Source organism: Actinoplanes hulinensis (assembly GCF_019429605.1).
GTDB classification, from domain to species: Bacteria; Actinomycetota; Actinomycetes; order Mycobacteriales; family Micromonosporaceae; genus Actinoplanes; species Actinoplanes campanulatus.
Map to the genome: position 1 here is coordinate 281340 of NZ_JAHXZI010000007.1, position 20317 is coordinate 301656.

The 20317-nt window shown below is 71.4% G+C and carries 14 protein-coding genes and 1 pseudogene; 2 read left to right on the plus strand and 13 right to left on the minus strand.

The window, feature by feature from the left end; translation table 11 throughout:
* Window position 1 precedes the first annotated feature (1 nt).
* The 11 genes from KZ829_RS15555 to KZ829_RS15605 are packed head-to-tail and all read right to left on the minus strand — an operon-like array spanning window position 2 to window position 14757.
* Window positions 2-340, minus strand: coding sequence for a LysM peptidoglycan-binding domain-containing protein (locus tag KZ829_RS15555; RefSeq protein ID WP_220144604.1), 339 nt, complete (start codon window positions 338-340; stop codon window positions 2-4).
* Window position 341: 1 nt separating this feature from the next.
* Entirely contained in the window at window positions 342-977 is a 636-nt protein-coding gene (locus KZ829_RS15560; protein ID WP_220144605.1) for a CIS tube protein, read from the minus strand.
* Window positions 974-1693, minus strand: a complete 720-nt coding sequence (locus tag KZ829_RS44500) for a hypothetical protein (protein WP_220144606.1) — start codon at window positions 1691-1693, stop codon at window positions 974-976. The genes KZ829_RS15560 and KZ829_RS44500 overlap by 4 nt, the downstream gene beginning before the upstream one ends.
* A gap of 2 nt (window positions 1694-1695) precedes the next feature.
* A complete protein-coding gene (locus KZ829_RS15570; RefSeq protein ID WP_220144607.1) occupies window positions 1696-8112 on the minus strand; it encodes an eCIS core domain-containing protein in 6417 nt (2138 codons plus the stop codon).
* Window positions 8109-8402 (minus strand): hypothetical protein, encoded by a 294-nt coding sequence (locus KZ829_RS15575; protein ID WP_220144608.1) that lies wholly within the window; start codon window positions 8400-8402, stop codon window positions 8109-8111. The genes KZ829_RS15570 and KZ829_RS15575 overlap by 4 nt, the downstream gene beginning before the upstream one ends.
* Window positions 8393-10270 carry an ATP-binding protein gene (locus KZ829_RS44505; RefSeq protein WP_220144609.1) on the minus strand — a complete coding sequence of 626 codons (1878 nt, stop codon included), beginning with the start codon at window positions 10268-10270 and terminating at the stop codon, window positions 8393-8395. Before KZ829_RS44505 ends, KZ829_RS15575 begins: the two co-directional genes overlap by 10 nt.
* Window positions 10263-10871: a Pvc16 family protein gene (locus KZ829_RS15585; protein ID WP_220144610.1), complete on the minus strand. Its 609-nt coding sequence runs from the start codon at window positions 10869-10871 to the stop codon at window positions 10263-10265. Before KZ829_RS15585 ends, KZ829_RS44505 begins: the two co-directional genes overlap by 8 nt.
* Complete coding sequence (locus KZ829_RS15590; protein WP_220144611.1) at window positions 10868-11545, minus strand: hypothetical protein; 678 nt, start codon at window positions 11543-11545, stop codon at window positions 10868-10870. Before KZ829_RS15590 ends, KZ829_RS15585 begins: the two co-directional genes overlap by 4 nt.
* Window positions 11538-12263, minus strand: a complete 726-nt coding sequence (locus KZ829_RS15595; protein WP_220144612.1) for a T4 family baseplate hub assembly chaperone — start codon at window positions 12261-12263, stop codon at window positions 11538-11540. Before KZ829_RS15595 ends, KZ829_RS15590 begins: the two co-directional genes overlap by 8 nt.
* The gene (locus KZ829_RS15600) at window positions 12263-12787 is read right to left on the minus strand and encodes a phage tail protein (RefSeq protein ID WP_220144613.1); all 525 of its coding nucleotides are present in this window, start codon (window positions 12785-12787) and stop codon (window positions 12263-12265) included. The genes KZ829_RS15595 and KZ829_RS15600 overlap by 1 nt, the downstream gene beginning before the upstream one ends.
* 20 nt (window positions 12788-12807) lie before the next feature.
* On the minus strand, window positions 12808-14757 hold the full coding sequence (locus tag KZ829_RS15605; protein ID WP_220144614.1) for a phage tail sheath family protein: 1950 nt from the start codon (window positions 14755-14757) through the stop codon (window positions 12808-12810).
* A gap of 186 nt (window positions 14758-14943) precedes the next feature.
* Between KZ829_RS15605 and KZ829_RS15610 the strand changes: the two genes are divergently transcribed.
* Window positions 14944-16731: an AfsR/SARP family transcriptional regulator gene (locus tag KZ829_RS15610; protein ID WP_220144615.1), complete on the plus strand. Its 1788-nt coding sequence runs from the start codon at window positions 14944-14946 to the stop codon at window positions 16729-16731.
* 70 nt (window positions 16732-16801) lie between these two features.
* Here KZ829_RS15610 and KZ829_RS15615 read toward each other — a convergent pair whose 3' ends face one another.
* Together KZ829_RS15615 and KZ829_RS15620 are read right to left on the minus strand one after the other, a co-directional pair.
* On the minus strand, window positions 16802-17245 hold the full coding sequence (locus KZ829_RS15615) for a hypothetical protein (protein ID WP_220144616.1): 444 nt from the start codon (window positions 17243-17245) through the stop codon (window positions 16802-16804).
* Between the two features lie 151 nt (window positions 17246-17396).
* Window positions 17397-17930 (minus strand): annotated as a pseudogene (locus tag KZ829_RS15620) (methyltransferase domain-containing protein); the annotation flags it as partial.
* Window positions 17931-18116: 186 nt separating this feature from the next.
* On the opposite strand from KZ829_RS15620, the gene KZ829_RS44510 reads away from it, so the two are divergent.
* Window positions 18117-20315, plus strand: coding sequence for a DUF4132 domain-containing protein (locus KZ829_RS44510; RefSeq protein ID WP_220144617.1), 2199 nt, complete (start codon window positions 18117-18119; stop codon window positions 20313-20315).
* The last annotated feature ends 2 nt before the right edge of the window (window positions 20316-20317 follow it).

The following is a 20317-nucleotide window of genomic DNA, read 5'->3' on the forward strand; positions in this document are numbered from 1 at the left end:
ATCAAAACCTCGTTTCCGGTACGCCGATGGCGCGGCCCGGCTCGTCGGTCAGCTCCCGCGGGTCGAGCACCGGATTGGCGTCGGCGATCCGCCACCACTGCTCCGGGTCGCCGTAGAAGCGCCGCCCCAGCAGGTCGGGCCGCTCCCCCGAGGTGACCGTGTGGACGATGGTGTCGTCGCCGTCCGGCAGCGGCGGCAGCAGCCGGTGCCGGGCGTACCGGACCTCGGTGCCGTCCGGCCGGGTGTGCACGGCGATCTCGGTGCCGGCGTAGCGGCTGGTCCGCGGGTACGGCCCCGCGCCGGGGATGCCGTCATAGACGCTCTGGTACGGCTCGGGCACGTCAGCCTCCGATCCTGCTGCCGCGGGCGGCGAGTTGTTCCTTCATCGCCAGGTGGGCGAGGTAGAGGTCGGCGCCGGGGTGCCCGAACGGCAGATCGCTGACGGTCAGGATCTTCATCCCGATGCTCAGCGATGCCCGGATCGGGTTGAGGTTGACGTCGAACGCCTGCTCGTTGACCGAGAACTCGGTCAGCCGGACCGGCATGATCCGCTTGTTCCCCCAGGTGAACAGCGTCAGCGGCGTCTCGATCGGATTGACTTCGATGACCCCGCGCCGAGTGGCCTCGATGGACTCCCGAAGCTGCGCCGTGGTCGGCTGCAGAAGCATCTCCAGCGCCGCCAGCTGCGGATGAATCCCATCCGGCGCCGCCACATCCAGCTGATCAGTCGAGTCGATCTCCGCGGTGAACTTCCACTGCTCCTCGGCCGGTCCCTTCAACCGCAGCGCCTCGTTCCGATCCCCATCGGTCCCGCTGCCACTCGCGTCGGCGGTCCCCCCGGCCGCCTGCGGCTGAATCGACCGTTCGAGAGAGTCCGGATTGAACTGCATGACGATGGCCCGCTGCGGCGTGGCGGTATCCGGATCCACGACGACGATCGCCGCCCGAATAGCCCGGGGAATGTCCGGGAAGGTCACGACCGCTCCTCCATTTGCCGCTGGAGCAGCGAGTAGTCCTCGTCGGGGAAGTGTTCGGTGAACACTTCCAGGCCCGTCCTGACGTTGTCGAGGAGACCCGTGTACGGCCCGGAGAAGAAGTCCAGGTCGGTAAACAGGTACTGCCAGCCGTGCAGGCCCTTCGTCAGCGACAACTGCTCTAGGTACTCCTCGTAGGTGAGAGTCAACCGCAGATATCCGGGCGGGTATGGGGGTACCTCGATGTCCTCCAGCACGTTGTGCCACAACTCGAACGACGAGGATTCCGAGGACAGCCGGATACAGGTCTTGATCCCGCGCGAGGACGCGAACGAGTGATCTATGAAACGGAGACCGGCGACGAAATCTCGCTGGAATCTATCGCGCATGGAGCCGATCACCGGGTCTGGCTTCTGCCGCAGCAGGCCCAGCGCCCCGGGAAGGCGGAACTCGCCGGAGACGGCCGGGAGCGGCTTCTCGGTTTCCCACCAGACCGCCATCCCACGGAATCGCGGGGCGGCGTCCAGCATGTACCGATCCAGTTCGATGTCCTTCCACGCCGGATACCTCGACAGCGGCATGAGTTCCCGAAAGGAGCTGTCGACCGCGCCTTCCACCTGTTCGATGATGTCGATCCGGTCCGCCTGCTCAAGCTTCTCGACCGCGACCGAAAGTTTGATCTCTATGTCGTTCAGTGGCTTCACACACTTGTTCCTCACGCCTAGAAGGTGAAGAGGCGGTCTTTGTATCGCACTTCCAGATCCGCCAAGATCGCGTTGAGGCCGCGAAGTTTCGCCCCGGTGCTGGTGTACGCCGTCAGTTTGACCCGCATGTCCTCGAAGGGATCCGCCCCGACGTACGGCTGGCAACTGATCAGCGCGGTGATCAGAGCGTCTCGCCTCCTCGTCCCGTCCTTCCGCTTGATCGCATTTCCGATCTTCTTCCGGTCCTTCTCGGTGCTCAGGTTGACCGGGCCCCGCACCTGCGGTGGCGGCGGGAAGGTCAACGCGGCGGAGTCGCGCTGCTCGGGAGCCCACGAGGATCTGAGGCGCGGATTCTCGCGGCCCTTTCGGTGGTACACGCCCCATGCCGCGACAAGGCCCTGCGGGAAACCCTCCGGCCACCTGTCTCCGGGATAGCCACGCGCCGGGCCGGAGCGCAGCTGCAATCCGATCCGGTACCACCCGGGGAACGGCGGATGCGGCGGGGTGAATCGCGGATCGTGCCCGAACTCCGGCACCGGGAACTTCTCAAAGGAGTGGTAGAAACCCTTGTTGATCGAATTTCGCGCCGGTATGAAGTTGGTGCCGGCCGCGTTCCCGCCCAGCTGCCGGGGAAGCAGGTGCATGAGGTCCCAGGTGTCACCGCTGTCCGGATTCTGCAGATCGTTGGCGATGATGTACCGCATACCCCTGGAGCTGTGCCTGTTGCTGGGCGGATAGCGACCTTTGTCCTTGGCGAACTTGGGATTGATGAACCGGATGTAGAAGCTTCGCGGCAGCTCGTTGTCGACGAACGGTAGCGAGTCCGGCGGCGGCAGCTCGTCCACGTCTTGTGGGTCGTCCCAGTCCTCGACGGTGCCGTTCACCGAGTTCGGGACCTGGTTCACGTCCTCGACCGGAACGAGCGGGCTCAGACCAGCATGGACCATCGTGATCGGCTGGCCCAACCCGACCAGAACCTTCAAGCGGTAGTACATGCGCAGGCGCACCAGCATCGCCCGGAACAGCCGATCCTGCATGCCGTGCTCTGTCCTCTGCTTGATGATCTTCCTGATCTTCGGAACGATGAGCGCTAGCCGCTTCGATTTCGCGGCGGGTGAGTCCTCCTCCCGGCGTCTCTGGTCCCGCTGGTCCTCCCGCCGGGTGCGCTTGTCGCGGGTCGACGGCCTGCCGTCACCGTCGCGTTCCGGCTTCGACGGCTTGTCCCGGTCGGGCCTGGGCCGGCCACCGTCCGGGTCACGGGCGGTCTTGTCCGGGTCATCGTGTCTGGTCGATGGAGGCTTGTCGCTGACGCCACGGTCGGCCCTCGGCGCGCCTCCGTCGGTCTTCGGTGTGCCTCCGTCGGGCTTCGGGCGGGCATCGGCCGCAGCCCGCTCGTCCTGTCTCGGACGCGCACGGTCCGGCGTCGAACCAGGCACGGGCGTCGGAGCCGCCGACGAGGCCGGGCGGGTCCCCGTTTTCTGATCCGTGGACGTCCCCGGCTTGCCGCTCCTGTCCTTGGAGCCGGCAGGCACCGACGGTTTCGCCGTCGCGGCAGGGGTCGGTCGCGGGGGTACGGAGGCCGGCCGTCTTGCCGGTGGCGGTGTATCCCGGTCACCCGACGGCCTGCCGGGAACGCTTGCCGCCCTCGTTCCGGGGCCTGCGGGAGGCCTACCGTCAGGTCGCGGGCCGGCGGGGGGACGGCCGTCCGGTCGCGGGCCGGCGGGGGGACGCGGTCGTGGGATGGTGCCGGGACGTCCGGGAAAGCCCGACCGCGGCACTGCCGGTGGGGTTGCGGTGTCCGGCCGCCCGGTGGTGGTTTCCCCGGCCCTCTCGCCGGTGCGGTCCGGTCCATCGTCGTCGCGTGGGGACTCGCCCGGGGTGCCCCGCTTCTTACCCTTGAGCATGCGCTGGGCCACTGCCTTGAGGCGTTTGCCTACCTTGGCGACGTACTTGCCTACGCCGCTGATCAGGGCCTCGTAGGCGAGTTCGAGCAGGGCCACGATGCCGGCCGCGACCGCCTTGGCGAAGAGGATGCCGGCACCGCCCTGCCGGACGGACATCAGCCAGGTGAGGACCGCGCCGAACGCTCGGAGGATCTCGCCCATCGCGCCGATCGCCGTGCGGATGGCGTCGATCACGGCCATCACCCAGCCCGCGCCGGGGATCAGTTTGGCGATGACCTTCGTGATGACGATCTCGCCGATGATGATCGGGAGCATGGGGACGATGGCGTCCCACGTCTCCTTGACGATCTTCTCCAGCGTCAGGCCGCCCTTGACCAGGGTGTCGAAGACGGCCTTGCCGATGCCGAGAACTTCCTCGATCTTGGACTGGAACCACGCCTTCACCGCGGACTTGACCTCGCGGAAGAGGTGGTTCTTCGCGCCGTCCACGGCCGAGTTCTTGGCGCCGCCGAGCCAGCCGCCGGGATCGGACAGGAAGTCGATGGCGACGAACATGAACTTGCCCAGCGCGCCCAGCAGATGGGAGGCGGCGGCCAGAACCTGCTTGACCGCGTCCACGATCGCCTTGATCACGTCCAGCAGGGCCCGCAACAGGATCTTCAACAGATCCTTGAGCAGTTTGCCGAGAGCGTCCAGCAGGTCCTTGATGATCTGCTTGAGCATCGTGGCAAGCTTGTTGACCAGGGCGATCGCCGCATTGATCAGGTCAGTGATCAGCGTTCGGATGCGGTTGGCCAGGTCGATGATCGCCTGCACCATGGCCTTGGCGAACTCGATCAGCTCGTCGATCAGCTTCTTGATCGCGTCGACGATGAACGTACGGGCCTCGTTGATCCAGCGTTCGACGGCCGACTTGAAGTTCCTGATGAAGCCGACCACCGCGTCCCGCGCCGCCCGGATGACCCGGACGATCGCGTTCTTGATCTCGATGACCTTCTGCTTGAGCCATTCGAAGGCCTTCGTGACCCAGTTCCCCGAGTTCTGGACGGCGGTCTCGCGTTCCCGCTCGGCGTCGCGCTCGGCGTTCGCCGCCTCGTCGCGGATCTTCTTGTCGCTGGCGCCCTTCTCCTTCGTGACGTCGTCGTCGGCCTTCTTCTCCCGGTCCTGGACGTCGCTGCGTACCTTCGCCTGCCGGTCGGTCTTCTTGGTGCCGAGCTTCGACAGTTCCTCGTCCTGTTCCGAACGCCAGGTGGCGCGCTCGGATTCGACGTCGGCGAGGGCGTCACCGCGTACCCCTGCCTGGTCCTTGGTGTTGATCGTGATCTCGGTGTCGACCCGGGAGCGATGGGTCGCCTGCGAGTCGCGGAAGCCCCGGTCCTTGTCCTGGCGGCTCTGTGCCATGCCCTGGCGGCCCTGCTGGAACGCCGTCTGGATGCGCGGGCCGTTGTCGTGCTCGGCGACCTTCGAGGCGGCCTCGGCCGGCACCACTCCGGTCGGCGCGCTACCCGCGGGCGGTGGTGGCCCACCCTCACGGCCGGGGACCTGCGCCTCCATCTGTTCCGGCGGTACGTCCGGGTAGACCTGGTCCTCGCCCATGCCCCGGCCGGTGTCGTCGCGGGCCGCGCCGACCGTCTGCTGTCCCTTGGTGTCGACGGCCGCGCCCTGCTCGTTCGACGTCTGGTCGGCGGCGCCGGTCATCTGCACGCCCGGCGCGTTCCCGGCCATCGCTTGTTTGAGGGCCTCGTCCTTGGTGGGCAGTCCGGCGAACTTGGCGGCCAGTTCCTGGGCGTCCACCTCGAAGCCGAGCCATTCGGCGACCTTGCCGATGCCGAACCCGAGGGCCATCTTGAAGGTGTCCCAGCCGCTCGGCTCCTCGGCCTTCTCCGCCTCGATCTGGCCCTCGGGCTCCTTCGCGCCCGCGACCTCGGCCTTCTGGTTCTCCGGGGTGGTGGAACGGGCCGCCGGATCCTTCGAGTACTGGACCGGGGCGTCGGTCTTCGGGTCACCGGAGAGGGTCTGCGGGGCGCCGGCGGGGCGTTGCATGGCGGGTGGGGCGGTGGCCAGATTCTTGTGTTCGTCGCCGACCGCCCGGTCCGAGGCCCGGCCCACGCCGGTCATGGCCTCCAACGCCCGATGCGGTTTGAGTCTCGCGGCCGTCGCGAGGCCCGCCTCCGGGGAGGCGGTGGAGAGGTCGGGGGCGGGTTCGGACTGCTTCTTCTGCTCGACCGGGGCGGCGGCGGTGCCGCCGCTCCTACCCGGCTCGGTACGGGGTGCGGGTTCCGCAGCCCGGGGTTCCGCGCCCTCGGGTGCGGCCGATCGCCGGTTGGCGGACGCGGGCGCCGCCGACCCCGGCGAAGCCGAAGCCGAAGCGGGGGTGGCAGCGGTGGGCGCGGCCGAAGCGGGCGCGGCGGTGGGCGCGGCCGAAGCGGGACCGGGCACGGACTCGGCCGGAGCGGGCGCAGCCTCAGCCGGAGTGGGGCCGGCGTCCGTCGGAGCGGGGGCCGCCTGGCCGCCGGCCGGCTGCTGAGCCGCCTTCTCCGGCGCGGCCGGAGCCTTGTCCCCGGCCGCCGGGGTTCCCTTCTCCTCCTTGGCGGCCTGTTCGGTCTCCCTACCGCTGCCGTCGGATCGGCCGCCCGCCTCCTGCACCGTGGTCTGCGCCTCGACCGGCCCGCTCTTCGGATCGGTCCCGCTCGCAGGATCCCGCAGCGTGAGGCCCGGAGTGGGTGGCGCCGCGACGACCGCTTCCGGTTCGGGTTCGGCCGGGCTCTCGGCGGCGGCCTCCGTCTCCGGAAGCGACGATTCCGGCTCGACCGGCTCCTCTTCGGCCTCCTCCGCCTCGGCGGCCTCGTCCTCGGCGTCGCGTTCCGCCTGCACCCGGTCGGCGCGGGTGACCGGTGGCGCCGGGAACGACGGCATCGGCGGAACGGCCTTCGACTCCGGATCGATCATGTCGACGGTCGGGATCGCGGACACGTCGGGATCCTGGGCCGGAAGGAAGTCCTCGGGCCGGAGGGTGATGTCCCAGGCGCTCTCCGGCTCCCCGCCGGGATCCACCTCGGACACGCTGGTCGGTGGCGACGGATCGGCCGCCGGTTCGGCGAGTTCGGGCACGTCCTGGTTGCGGACCGGATCGAGGGTCGCGGCCGCGGAGAAGAGCTGGGTGTCCTTGCCGGACGTGACCGGGCTGCCGGCCGGTCGCCCGGGTTCGAGCTTGTCCTCGGGCTTCAGCCGCACGCCCGCGACCTCGGTGTCGGCTGCCTCGGGCCGGTTCTTCGCCGCGGATGCCTCCGGGCTCGCCACCGGTACCTCTTGCTTGGCGGGCTGTTCCGGAGCCGCGGACTTCGAGCCACCGCCCGCACCCTGAGTAGCGGCGGCGGACGAATCCGACGTGGCACTCGCCGCCGGTACGGACGAGCCAGGTGCGGAGGCCGCCGTCGGAGCAGCGGTCGAGGCGGGCCCGGAGGCCGCGGCCGAGCCGGGCGAGGAAGAAGCGGTCGAGCCAGGCGCGGCGGTAGCAGCGGGCGGCCGGGCGGCCGCCGGCCCCGGGACCTGCGCCCCGGTCTGCGGCGTCACCTGATCGCCCCGCTCGCCCCCGTTGCGAGGCGTACTCCCGGCGGCACCGGAATCCCCGTGCCCTTCCAACTCCGGACCGGGCGCGGGAGCCGGACGCTGAGCCCGCGCACGCTCCTCCGCCGCCCGTCGCCGAGCCAGCTCCCGCTCGTTGCGCAGCCACTCGGCCACATCCGGCTCGGGCAGCGGCGCCGCGTGCGCCTCCGGCTCCGGCACCTCCCCCTCGACCTCGCCGAGCAGGTCGAGAACCCGCTCGTACTCGGGCCCGAGCAGCCGGTTCTCCAGCCGTTCGAGGACCGGTTCGACGAGTTCTGAGGGCAGCCGCGACAGCTGCACCCGGGTGCGCCGCGACCAGTCCGCCGGATCGCCGCGCAGCGACCGGACGATGCTCGCCGTCAACCGGTCGGGCAACGTGGCCGGATCCAGCCGCTCCACCCGCATCCGGTCAGCGGTCACGGTCGCGAACCGCATCCACCCGGGCAGCGGCGCTTCCGGCTCGACGTCGGCGGCGCCTTCCGGATGCGAAGCACCCTCCTCAGCCGCCCGCTCGGCCGGATCGGCGGGCAGGCTGACCGCCCCGTCACCGCGGCCCACCCGCAACACCCCGAGCCCGTGCGGATCCTGAACGGTGTGCAGCAACTCGTGCACGAGCAGCCGCTGACCGTCCACACCGTCCGGCTGATAGGCCCCGGCCCGGAAGAACACGTCCGTCCCGACCGTGACGGCATCCGCCCCCACCAGCGTGGCGAGCGCGTCCGCGTCCCGGTCGGTGTGCAGCCGGACCTGCCCGAAGTCGTATCCGAGCCGCTCCTCGACCTCCCGCCGCACGCTGACGTCGAGCGGCTGCCCGGCCCCGCTGACGATGTTCTTGGGCGACGGCGCGGCCGTGGCCCGGTTCCGCTTACGCCGCCGGTCGGCCTGGCTCGGCTGCCGGTCCTCGGTGGCCCGGGTGGAGGTCATCGCGGCTCCCCCCGTACCTCTCGCCCTTGTCCGGAAAGGCCCGCATGCACGGACCTGGCCAGAGCGACGCCGAGCCGCGCGGGCGAAGCCGAAGGCGAGACGGGAGGCAGCCCGGCCAGGGCGTCCCACTCACGGTCACTTCCCACCCCGATGGGTACGCCGTGCGCGCGCACCAACCGCACCAGTTCGGCGGTGAAGGCGGCCGACACGAGTTCCACGTCGACGTGCGGGCCGAAACCGTCGAGCACCAGCTCGCCGATCTCCACGTGCACGTCCCCGGTCAGACCCATCCGCGCACCTCCCCCGGGGTGAGGGAACGTTCGAGCTTGAGGTATTCGGTGCGGGCGGCCGCCAGGAGATGCCGCATCTCGAGTTTGCCGCCCTCGTCAGCGGCGAGGAACGCACCGGACAGCGCTATGTTGCGAATGGACCCACCGGCCACGGTGAGCTGGGCGAGCAGCTCCGGGTCGAGCCCCCGCGACGGGGTCTGCGGCGGCAGAACGCGCCGCCAGATCTCGGCCCGCTCCCGTTCGCCGGGGAACGGGAAGTCGACAACAAACCGGATGCGCCGCATGAACGCCGGGTCGAGGGCCTGCTTCATGTTGGTGGTGAGCACGGCCAGCCCCCGGTACGCCTCCATCCGCATGAGCAGATAGCTGACCTCGAGGTTGGCGTACCGGTCGTGGCTGTCCTTGACCTCGCTGCGTTTGCCGAAGAGCGCGTCTGCCTCGTCGAACAGCAGCACCGCCCCGCCCTGTTCGGCGGCGTCGAAGACCGCACGCAGGTTCTTCTCGGTCTCGCCGATGTATTTGCTGACCACCTGGGACAGGTCGATGACGAACAGGTCGAGCCCGAGCTCTCCGGCGATCACCTCGGCGGCGAGTGTCTTGCCGGTGCCGGAGCCGCCCGCGAAGAGCACGGTGACGCCGAGCCCGCGCCGCAGGGTCTGGGCGAAGCCCCACTCCTGGTGGACGACGGCCCGCTGCCGGACGTGGGCGGTGATCTCCTTGAGGATGACCATCTGCCGGTCGGGCAACACCAGGTCGGTCCAGGCCGCATCGGGTTCGATGCGGCGGCCGAGGCCATCGAGTCCGATCCGGGCCTCCGCGAGGCTGGCCTGCCAGGCCACCTCGACGGCGGGCGTCTCGGCTTTGGGAAGGTCGCGGAAGACGGCGGCGGCCACCGATCGGACGGTGTGCGGGGGCAGCTGGAACTGGGCGACCAGCCCCCGCAGCTGGTCGTCGGCGAGCTCCGGGACGGCGTGGAAGGCGCCCCGCCAGAGTTCGAGCTGTTCGGCGTCGGACAGCGGAGGCACGGTGACCCGCCGGCCGCACTGCTGTGCGTCGTCGCCGGCCACCACGAGCGGCACCGCGGCGGTGGCGACGAACGCATCGGCGGCCACGGTCTGCTCCCGGTCCATCGGGCCCGTTTCGACGAGCAGGGCGGCGGGCAGGAGGATCGCCTCGCGTTGCCACAGCCGGGCGAGCCGGTCCCGTTCGATCGGGTCGGTGGGGATGTCGTCGGCTGCCATCACGTACAGCGAAAGGTCGAGGCTGTCCGCCGCCGCGGCGGCGATGTCGGAGCGGATCCGCCGTTCGCCGCCGGTCAGTTCGACCCGCAACGGGCTCACCGAGAGCCCGGCAGCGACCCGATCGGCGGCAACCTGGTAGCCGGCTGGCAGGTCGGGTGGCGGTGCTGCCGAGCGCAGCATGCCGTGCAGCCGGGCGTCAAGGTAGGGCGATCCGGCCAGGAAGTGCAGGACCCGCTCGTCGATGCGCAGCGGGGAGGCGGTCAGCCTGCCCTCGTCGGCCGGTTCGACCAGCCGCCAACGGCGCAGCGGGGCGACCGGGGTGAGCGCGTCCCAGTGCGGTTCCGGCAACGCGGCCAGGGCCAGGCCGAACGTCGGGTACGCACGTTCCGGGTCGCCACTGGCGGCGGCGCAGCGGCTGCCGGTGGTGGGGTCGAGTTCGACCGCGGCGGCGAGCAGCAGAACGGCCCGCTCGAAGGGGCTGAGCCCGAACCGGTCCACCAGCGCCCGCAGCGGGGCGGGGTCGCCGGTGGACGGCGGTGTCGGGTCCACGGCCGTCTCGCCCGCGTGGGAGTCCAGGCGGGCGAGTACGGAGCGGACGGCGGCGGCGAGCGCCGCTGGTTCACCCACGGGCGGCCACCCGGACCGTCGGCTCGCGGACCGGCGGTCGCTGCGGCGGCACCTCACGGCCGTCGACCAGGACGAGCGCCGCTTGGTAGACCACGGACAGGACGTACGGGGTCTGGTGGAACATCCCCCACAGCTTGGAGGTCTCGTCGACGTCCATGGCGGTCGGTGTGAGCCGGACCCGCTGGATGGCGGCGGCAAGATCGCTGCCGTCCAGATAGGGGCGCTGTGCCGCCTCGGTGATGACGTCGGCGGGCAGGACCGGATTCTCGTACATGGTGCGGACGATGCTGCCGATCAGCCGCTGGCCGACGAGTTCGTTCTCCTCGCCGTACGCGCTGATCAGGTAATGCAGGTCGAGGGCCGCGGCGGCCCGGCTGAGCAGGGTGCCGTCGGAGGCGCGGACGGGCTGGTCGGCGTTGCGCAGGGCGGCGTTCGCGGTGACCTGGTAGCAGAAGACGGTGATGGACGGCTCGGTCGGCGGTTCGCTGTGCGGGCGCCGGGTCTGCACGTTGACCGCGAAGTCGATCTCAGGCGGCAGGTTCCGCTCGATCTGCATCGCCAGCGCCTGGGTGACGGTCGCGATCGCCAGCGCGTTGCTCACCGCGCCTCCCCGGACAGGTAGTCGGACAGGTTCACCACCGGCGTGGGCCGGCCGTGCCGCGGGGTACGGGCGGGCGTGCGCTCGGGTGCGGTGGCACGCACTTCGAGCCGGCCGATGGTGACGCGCACGGTCGGCTCGGCCGGTCGCGCCCGGCGGTGGGACACCGGCGGCCGCGCGGATTCGGGCCGGGTGGGCGCGGCCGGCGCTTCCCGGGCCGCCGCCCGCGGGAGGGGCGCCGGACCGGCCGCCGGGTGTTCCGCCCGTGCCGTGGTCGGCGCGGGACTCCGCGGCGGGACGGCGGCGGACCGGACCGGCGGCTCGGAGGTGACACGGGAGACGATCACCCGGTCCCGGGGCGGCCGCGCGGCGGGCTCGGCCGGGAGGGTGGGCTCGGTGGACGGAATCGGCGTGTCCGGCTCTGGGTCGGCAACGCGCGGCGTGAACCGTTCGGTGTGCCGTATCTCAGTGCGCCGCTCGATCCGGGCCGGGGCGGCGGGCGCCGGTCGAGCGCCGGGTTCAGACGCGGAACGCAGAGGCTCCGGAGGTGCTTCCACCTCCTCCCACCGGGGTTCGGCACGCTCGAACGGGCCGGGCAGCCGCGGCCGGGCCGTCACGGCGTCACCGAGGCCGGTGTGCCGGGCGAGCAGCCGGTCGAAGAAGTCCGGTTCAGGCATCCGCGCACAACTCCAGGTAGTAGCGGCGCCGCACCGGGCTCAACGCCAGGATCTCGGGTTCGGTCCAGCCGTACGCGCGGGCCAGCACGTGCACGTCGGTGAGCAGGTCACGGGCCCAGAAGTCGAGTTCGGCCCAGAGGTGGGCGGCGATGTCCAGCCGCAGCGGGGTAGCCGCGCCACAGCCGGGACAGGCAGTGCGCAGCGTGATGTCGGCGGCCGGGTCGGCCCGCTCGGCCGCCTCGGCGAGCCGCCGCTGCACCGCCTCCGGCAGGTCACCCGCATCGACCTCCCGGTCGCCGTACCGGGCGGTGAGGACGCACCGGTGCAGCAGTTCACCACGGGGGTCCAGGGCGGACGCGGCGGCCGTCAGATCGCCCACGGTGGGCGGCCGGAACTCGACCTGCCACCCGTCCTCGGTCACCCGCAGCGGCTCGTCGCCGGGTTCCGGGGGCGCGGCCAGCGCGGCCGCGTCCAGGTCGAACTCGAGAGCCTCGCCGCAGTGCGCGCAGTCGGCCAGCACCGGCATCCGGTCGCCGAACAGGGTGCGGCGCAGCGCGTACAGATCGGCTTCGCGCTCGCCGACCGGAAGCCGCAACAGATCGTCCGGGCCGGCTCCGGGCCGGGCGGCCCGGTGCAGCGCCAGGGTACGGGCCGGCCCGCGGTGGGCCAGCCCATCCTCCCAGGCGGCCAGCAGGCCGGCCGATCCGTGCACCGTCATCAGGCCGGGTTGGTGAACGACGGCTCGACCGGCTCGGGCACCTCGTAGTCGCGTTCCCAGCCCTCGAACTCCAGCTTGAGGCTCTGGATGGCGACGGCGTTGGCGTTGGCGTCGAGTTCGCCGACCACCTGGTATTCGGCCACCCAGGCCCGGTACAGCTTGTGCGAGACGGCGACCTGCCCGGCCTCGTTCAGCACGTCGATGATGATGTTCTTGCGGAAGTCGGCGAGCGACACCTCGGCGCCCAGCCCGGCGCCGACCTGCCACACCTTGTTGGCCCACCGGTCGAACTCCGGGTCGTGGGTGACGCCGCGTTCCAGAGTGACGCCCTCGAACTCGGTGCGGCCCGGCGACTTGCGCGGGGTGCTCGGCGAGCCGCCGTCGCGGTGCTTGACCACCTCGGTGGTGCGCTTGAGCGGGCTGACCTTGCTGATCCCGGCTACCGTACGCCCGTCCCACCGGACCAGGAACTTGAAGTTCTTGTACGGGTCGAACCGGTGCGCGTTGACTTCGAACTCGGCCATCGAAAATTTCCGTCCCTAGGTCAGAAGGCGAGCTGCCCGGCCGTCTGCCGGATGGTGACGATCACGAACTCGGCCGGCTCGACGGGTGCGAACCCGGCGACCACGTTGACCACGCCGTTGTCGATGTCGGCCCCGGTCGTGGTGGTGGCGTCGCACTTGACGAAGAAGGCCTCGCGCGGGGTGAGACCGGCGAAGGCGCCGCGCCGGAACAGCGTGTCCAGGTAGGCGCCGACCTCGAGGCGGATCGCCTGCCAGAGCTGCTCGTTGTTGGGTTCGAAGACCACCCAGCGCAGCGCCCGGTGCAGGCTCTCCTCGATGTGCAGGGCCAGGCGCCGGACCGGCACGTATCGCCATTCCGCGGGTTGCTCCCCGGCGTCCAGGGTTCGGGCGCCCCAGACCACCGGGCCGCCGCCCGGGAAGGTGCGCAGGCAGTTGACGGCGAGCGGGTTGAGCAGGCCGTTCTCCCGGTCGGTGAGCGGCACGGTGAGGGCGCGCACCCCGATCAGGCGGGCCGCGGTCCCGGCGGGCGCCTTCCAGACGCCGCGTTCGGCGTCGGTACGGGCGATGACCCCGGCCACCGCACCCGACGGCGGGACGGCACACGGGCGACCGGACAGCGGGTCGTCGAGCAGCAGGTGCGGGAAGTACAGGGCGGCGTGGTCGCTGCGGACCGCGGCGAGCTGCTCGATGCCGCTGCGGGCAGCGTCCACACCGGTCCAGGCGGCGGGCGCGTCGATCAGCAGCAGGGCCCGCAGCTCGCGGGCGATCCGGTCGGCCACCGACAGCACGGTCGACGCGTCCTCGATCGACTCCCAGCCGGCCAGGTCGGGCAGGTTGAGCAGGTTGACGTCGGTGAGATCGGTCAGCGCGTGCAGGCCGGACTTGGCGGACTCGGCACCGATCAGGTCGCCGGGCTGCGGCGGGTCGCCGTCGTCGCCGCCGGAGAGGGTGAACACCGGCGGTCCGGCGTACGCCTCCAGGCCCAGTCGCTCGGCGTCGCGCCCCTCGAAGTGGACGATGTCGTCGGGGTCCACCGACCCGGCGACGGTCTGGAGCCGGCGGCCGAAGGCGCGCACCCGGGCGCCGGAGAAGGCGGTGCTTCCCGGGCAGTCCGGTTGGGCGCGCAGCTTGCGTTCCAGGAGGGCGGCGAGCTCGGAGAGGCGGCGCGGCGGCGGGCCGTCGTGGTGGCCGTGGAAGAGGCGGAAACGCCGCTCCTCGTCACCGATCCGGACAGTGATCTCCAGGTCGTCGCAGGCCGGCAGGTCGTGGTCGAACTCGTGGGAGACGGTGCCGTTGGGGTCCGGCCGGTCCTGGCCGACCGCCTCGACCCGGATCAGCCTCGACGCCTCGTTGATCACCTCGGGGGCGTACCGGCTGGAGTCCGGGTCCATCGACAGGTCGTGGTAGGACTCGCGGGCCGGGCCGTTGGCGACGTGCAGGTTGAACGTCTCGTGCGGGTCGCGGGTGCCGTGGTCGACGCGAACGAGCAGGTCGTTTCCCCAGCAGCCGGGCTCCTTGGCGTGGACCTCCAGCACCGGCCGCTCGCGCGGACGGTGGTCATGGTCGTCGGGGCGGCCGCGGTCCTCAGCGACTTCGGCATCGGCGCGCGTCTCGCGTACCCCTCGATCGTCTTTGTCGTGGGGGTGATGATCGTGGCCGTGATCGCGCGCGGTGAGGGTGACCGACGCCGCCTCGGCGCTGCCCTCCTTGATCACCCGGACGATCACGGCGGAGGTGCCACCGTTGGCGAAGAACTGGCGGGCCGCGTATCCGACCGCGCCGTGCCGGCTCAGTCCGCCGAAGTACCGCTCGAAGTCGCCGAAACCGCCGATCCGCACCGGCTGGTCGACCGGGCCGCGCCGGGTGTAACCGACGAACGCGGCCGTCGCGGTGGACACCGGTGTGACGCCGCCTGTGCTCGTGGAGATCTCCCCGACGTACACCCCGGGATAGGTCGTCTCCGCCGGCATCCCGTCTCCAATCCCTCGTCATCGACCGATACGCGGTAGATAGTCGGAAAACCGACTTAAAGTGAACTAGCGCCGGTATCCGATAGAGGGTGAGCCCCATCGATGTATAGATTGCTGCTGAAAAGCTAACGGGCAGATCGCCCGGCCCGCGGAATCCGCGGGACGAGCATCGTCGGGGTGCACGGGATGCTGATTCGGCTTCTAGGGCCGGTCGAGATCATCAACGACGGGCGGGCACTGGAAGCCGGCCCGCCGCAGCAGCGGCTCGTGCTGACCGCGCTCGCCGCCGATGCCGGCCGGCTGATCGGCACCGAGACCCTCATCGACCGGGTGTGGGACCAGGCGCCCGACGGGGCGCGGCGCACGCTCCAGGTCCATCTCAGCCGTCTGCGGCGGCTTCTGGACACCGCTCAATCAAACGACCAGACACCGGTACGGGTGGTGCGCCGCTCCGGCGGCTACCAGCTGGACGTCGAACCGGACCAGGTGGACGCGCACCGGTTCCGCCGCCTCGTGGAGCAGGCCCACGAACGTCACCGCACCGACCTGGAGCGGATAAAACTGCTCGCCGAGGCGATGGACCTGTGGCGCGGTCCGCCGCTGTCCGACCTGCCCGGCCAGTGGGCGGCCACCGTCCGGCAGGCGTGGCAGCAGCAGTACCTCGACGCCGTCCAGGAGTGGGCGGCCACCTCGGTGCAGGCCGGCGAGACCGGCCCGGTGCTGCCCCTGCTGGCCGGGCTGACCGCCGAGCGCGTCACCGACGAGCCTCTCGCCGGGGCCTACATCCGGGCCCTGTACGCGGCCGGGCGGACCTCCGACGCCCTCGACCAGTACGCCGTCATCCGCCGGCATCTCGCCGAGCGCCTCGGCGCCGACCCCGGCCCCGAACTGCAACAGCTCTACCGGCAGATCCTCGCCGCCGACCCGGCGCTCACCCCGGCCGCCACCGAGGCGCACACCCGGTGGACGCCCCACGAACTGCCCGCACCGCCGCCCGCCTTCACCGGCCGCGACGGCGAACTGGCCCGCCTCACCTCGCCCAGCGACGGCGCCGACGTGCTGATCACCGTGATCGACGGGATGGCCGGCGCCGGCAAGACCGCGCTCGCCGTCGAGGCCGCGCACCGCATCGCCGACCGCTACGCGGACGGGCAGCTCTACCTCGACCTGCACGGATACAGCGAAGACGCCGATCCGGTCGAGCCGGCCGAGGCGCTCGGGAACCTGTTGCACGGTATCGGCGTACCGTCGGCACAGATCCCGGACGGCCTCGACGGGCGGGCCGCCCTCTACCGCACCCGGCTCGCCGGCCGGCGGATGCTGATCCTGCTGGACAACGCCGCCGGCGAGAACCAGGTGGCCCCGCTGCTTCCGGGCGCGCCCGGCTGTGTCGTGCTGGTGACCAGCCGGCGGCAGCTGGCCGGCCTGGACAACACCCGGCGGCTGGCGCTGGAGACCCTCACCATGGCCGACGCGATCGCACTGTTCGCCCGCCGCGCCGGTGGCCATCCGCCCGAGCTGGTGACCGAACTGGTCGACCTGTGTGGCCGGTTGCCGTTGGCCATCCGGATCGCGGCGGCCCGGTTACGGGCCCATCCCACCTGGACACTGGCGCACCTGGTCGAACGGCTGCGCGACCCGCGCTACCGGCTCGCCGAACTGGAGGCCGGGCAGCGCAGTGTGGCCGCCGCCTTCGACCTGTCCTACCAGCGGCTCAGCCTCCCGGCGCGGCACGCCTACCGGGCGCTGGCCGGCCACCCCGGCCCCGAACTGGACGAACACGCCGCCGCCGAACTGCTCGGCGTGACCCCGGTCGCCGCCACCCAGGTGCTGCACCAGCTGATGGACGCCAACCTGCTGCTCGAACCGGCGGCCGGGCGGTACCGCTTCCACGACCTGGCCCGCGCACACGCCACCACCCAGCGCGACCTGCGTGACCGGCCGGAGAGGAAGGAAGCCGACGCCCGGCCATGACCGGCAGCGGACGGAGTTCCGGTGACCCGCCGGGCCTTGCTCGGCGGGTCACCGGCTTCGGCCAGACGGCTCAGAACTCGTCGACGCGGGGCGCCTGTTTCAGGCAGTCGCTGTCGATCGCCAGCTTGATCAGCTCGCGGGCGGTGGCATGGTCGGTCGCCTCGGCGTCGAGAGTGCCCAGCGAGCGGGTCACCGCGACGATCTCGTCCGCGGGATCACCGGCGGCGAGCGCCGCGCAGGCGGTGTCCGAGATGGCCTGGATGTCCTGGTCGGTACGGTCCTTGGCGATCTCCGGCAGTTCCTGCTTGACCACGAGGACGAACCGGCTCGGGCCGCTGGCCGTCACGACCGGGTTGGGGCTCGCCTTCGTGGTCGTCTTCACGGTGGTCCGGGTGGTCGTCTTCGAGCCCGGCCTGGTGGTCTTCGAGGACTTCGGCGTCCCGCTGCCGCCCGTGCATCCGGCCAGCACACACACCGCCAGGATCGCCGCCACTGTCGTCAATTGCTTACGCATCGTTCCGCCCTCGTCGCTCCAAAATCCCCCCGAGAATAGATGATCAACGCCTGCGGCCCGAACCGGTATTCACCGCCGTCCACGACGTCTACATAGAGCATGACCAGGTTGTTCAGGGCCAGTTGTCGGCTTCCCTACAGGCGCCCGCGAGTCATCCGGCAGGAGAGGCGTTCGGTGTAATCCGCAGCGGCCGCGTCCCTGGGCGCCGCGAAGTCAGCACACAGGTCAGCATCGGAAAGGTGAACTCTCCCTCCGCGGTCTCCGGACGACTCGCCAGGTAGGCGCGGATCCGTCCGAGCAGGGCCTCCCGCTCCGCCGGCGGCATGACCAGCATGCCCGCCCGGGTGGCCAGCGTCGCGACCAGCGAGTCGGCGGTGCGCCGCTGCCCGTGCGGGAACGCGGCCACCTCGGGCACACCGAAGCCGGGCAGCGGCAGGCGGGCGGCCTCGGCACGCCAGTTGTCCGGTGTGTCCCGTGGCCCGATAGCGGCGCTGCCGCTGACTTCCGCCAGGCCGGCGGCCCAGTCGACCCGGTCGTCGACGACGTTCCACAGTCCGGCCAGGACACCACCGGGTGCGAGGACCCGGGCGATCTCCGGCCCGGCGGTGTCCATGTCGAACCAGTGCAGGGCGTTTCCGGCCAGCACCGCGTCGGCGGATCCGTCCGGCAGCGGGATCGCCTCGGCACTGCCCGGAAACGCCCGGAGATCGGGTAGGTATCGGTCCCCCCAGCCAGGGAGGTGATCATGAACAACGCGAAATGATCAGGCGCCGGTCGGCCGGCACCACGTCCGTTCCTCCGCCGGCGCGGCCTGAGCGGCGCTCGGATACGGTCTCCGGCTACAGACAGGGACGAGCACGGGGGTGTGCCGGTGACGGACGATGCGACGGTCATGGCGTGGGAGGACGGCGAGCGGGAGCGGTGGCTGTCGCGGACCGCGGCGCTGGGCCACGGACCCGAGCAACCCGGCTGGGCCGACGCGGTGGACGCCGCCAAGGACCTCACCGATCTGAAGTCCCGGCAGGTGTCGTGGCTGCTCGCCGAGGGCCCGGAGGCGACCGCGCGGAAGCTGCTCGGCAAGACCGACGAGATGCGGTACCGGGTGCCGCACCGGATCGACCTGAGCCGGGTCGCGGTGGCCAGATTGGGAGTGGACGCGCTGCCGCTCGCCGTGGCGGGCGCCGCCCACTCCGCCGACCAACTGGGCGTGCTGCTGCTGCCGTTCCGCGGTCCGGAGCCGGCCCGTCTCGCGGCGGGATGGCTGCGCCAGCTCGGCTCGGCCCGGATGTGGGCACGGCTGTGGCTGGAGCGGCACGCCGAGAACGCGGCGCGGGCACTGGTTCCGGCCACGATCGGGCGGGCCGGCGCGGGCCGGCGCAACGCCGAGGACGCGGTGCGCCATCTCGCGTCGATCGGTCACGGTCCGATGCTGATCAAGACCGCCGAGGGGTACGGAGCAGGCGTGCACGCCGCGGTCATCGCCCTGGTGGGAGCGGACGACGGCGTGCTCACTCCCGTACCCTCGCTGTTTTCGACGCCGGCGCGAGCCACGCGAAGGGTGAAGGTTCCGCCGTGGCTGATCCTCGGCGAACTGCCGGAGGTCCTGCTGGCCGCGGGCGGGACCATGCCGGCCGAGGACACCGGCCGCCTGATCCTGGCGCTGACCTCGTCGCGGCTGGCGGATCCGCCGGAGCCGGCGCCCGGTGTTCCGGAGGGGCCGTTCGGCCGGCCGGTGGTGGTCGAGTCGTGGGAGGCCGCGCAGCCGATGGTGGCGCCGCCCAGCCCGGAGGCGCAGAAGCTGATCGCCGAGTGTGACCGGCAGAGTGTGGCGGAATTCGGGCGGGCGCTGGTGGAGGCGTGGATCGCCGGTGGCCTTCCGCCGTCCGAGGCGTGGGTGGTGGTGGCGCAGGCGCACCTCGGCGACGATGCCACGGTGGACTATCTGGCGCCCAAGGTGCGCGCCTGGCCGCAGGACAGCCGTCACCAGCGGGCCATCGACGGGTACGCGGTGCTGTGCGCGATCGGTTCGGACGCGGCGATGCGGCATCTGCTGGCGATCGAGCAGCGCATGACACCCGGATCCCGCAACCAGCGACTCCGCGTCTACCTCGCCCAGGCCGCCGCGAGCCGCGGCATGACCGTGGCGCAGGTCGCCGACCGGCTGGCGCCGGCGCTCGGCCTGGACGCCGGGATCACACTGGACTACGGACCGCGCTCGTTCCCGGTGGTCACCGACGAGCACCTGACCGCCTTCGTGCAGGGGCCGACCGGGAAACTGCTGGCCCGGCCGCCCAAGCCCGGCGTGAAGGACACCAAGCCCGAGGCGTACCCGTGGTTCCTCCAGTTCAAGAAGGATCTGCGGGCGGCCGCGGCGGCGCAGCTCGTCCGCCTGGAACGCGACATGTTCGCCCGCTACGAGCGGCCGGCCCGCGACCTGCCCGGCTTCCTGCTGCCGCACCCGATCCTCGGCCCGATCACGCGCCGGCTTCTGTGGGGCGAGTACGACGCCGGCGACCGCCTGATCCGGGCGGTACGGGTCGCCGAGGACGGCAGTCTCGCCGACCTCGACGACGACACGGTGACCCTCGACGGCGACGCCCGGCTGCGCATCGTGCACCCGGCGGAACTCGGTGACGATCTGACGTCGTGGGCACGGGTTTTCGCCGACTACGAGATCATGCAGCCGTTCCCGCAGGTGAACCGGCCCGCGGTGGTGCTCACCGAGGCCGAGCGGGCGGCGACCAGCCTGCCCGGCTTCGGGCCGGTCCGGAACACCCGGTTCGAGGAGCCGGTCAACGGCCGCTGGCACGGTGAGGGGCACGGCACCTCGTACTCGCCGTACACCCGGCTGTGGACCGAACTTCCCGGCGGGCTGACCCTGCTGGCCGAGCTGGACAAGCCGGTGTCGACCTCGTCGTACGATCCGGGTAGCGAGCACCGGATCACCGAGATCTGGGTCGACGAAGCGCAATCGGACCACTTCGGCGCCGCACGGCGGATCCCGTTCGGCGACGGTGATCCGGTCGCCCTGTCCGAGGCCCTGGTGGAGTTGTACGCCCTGAGAGGTTGACC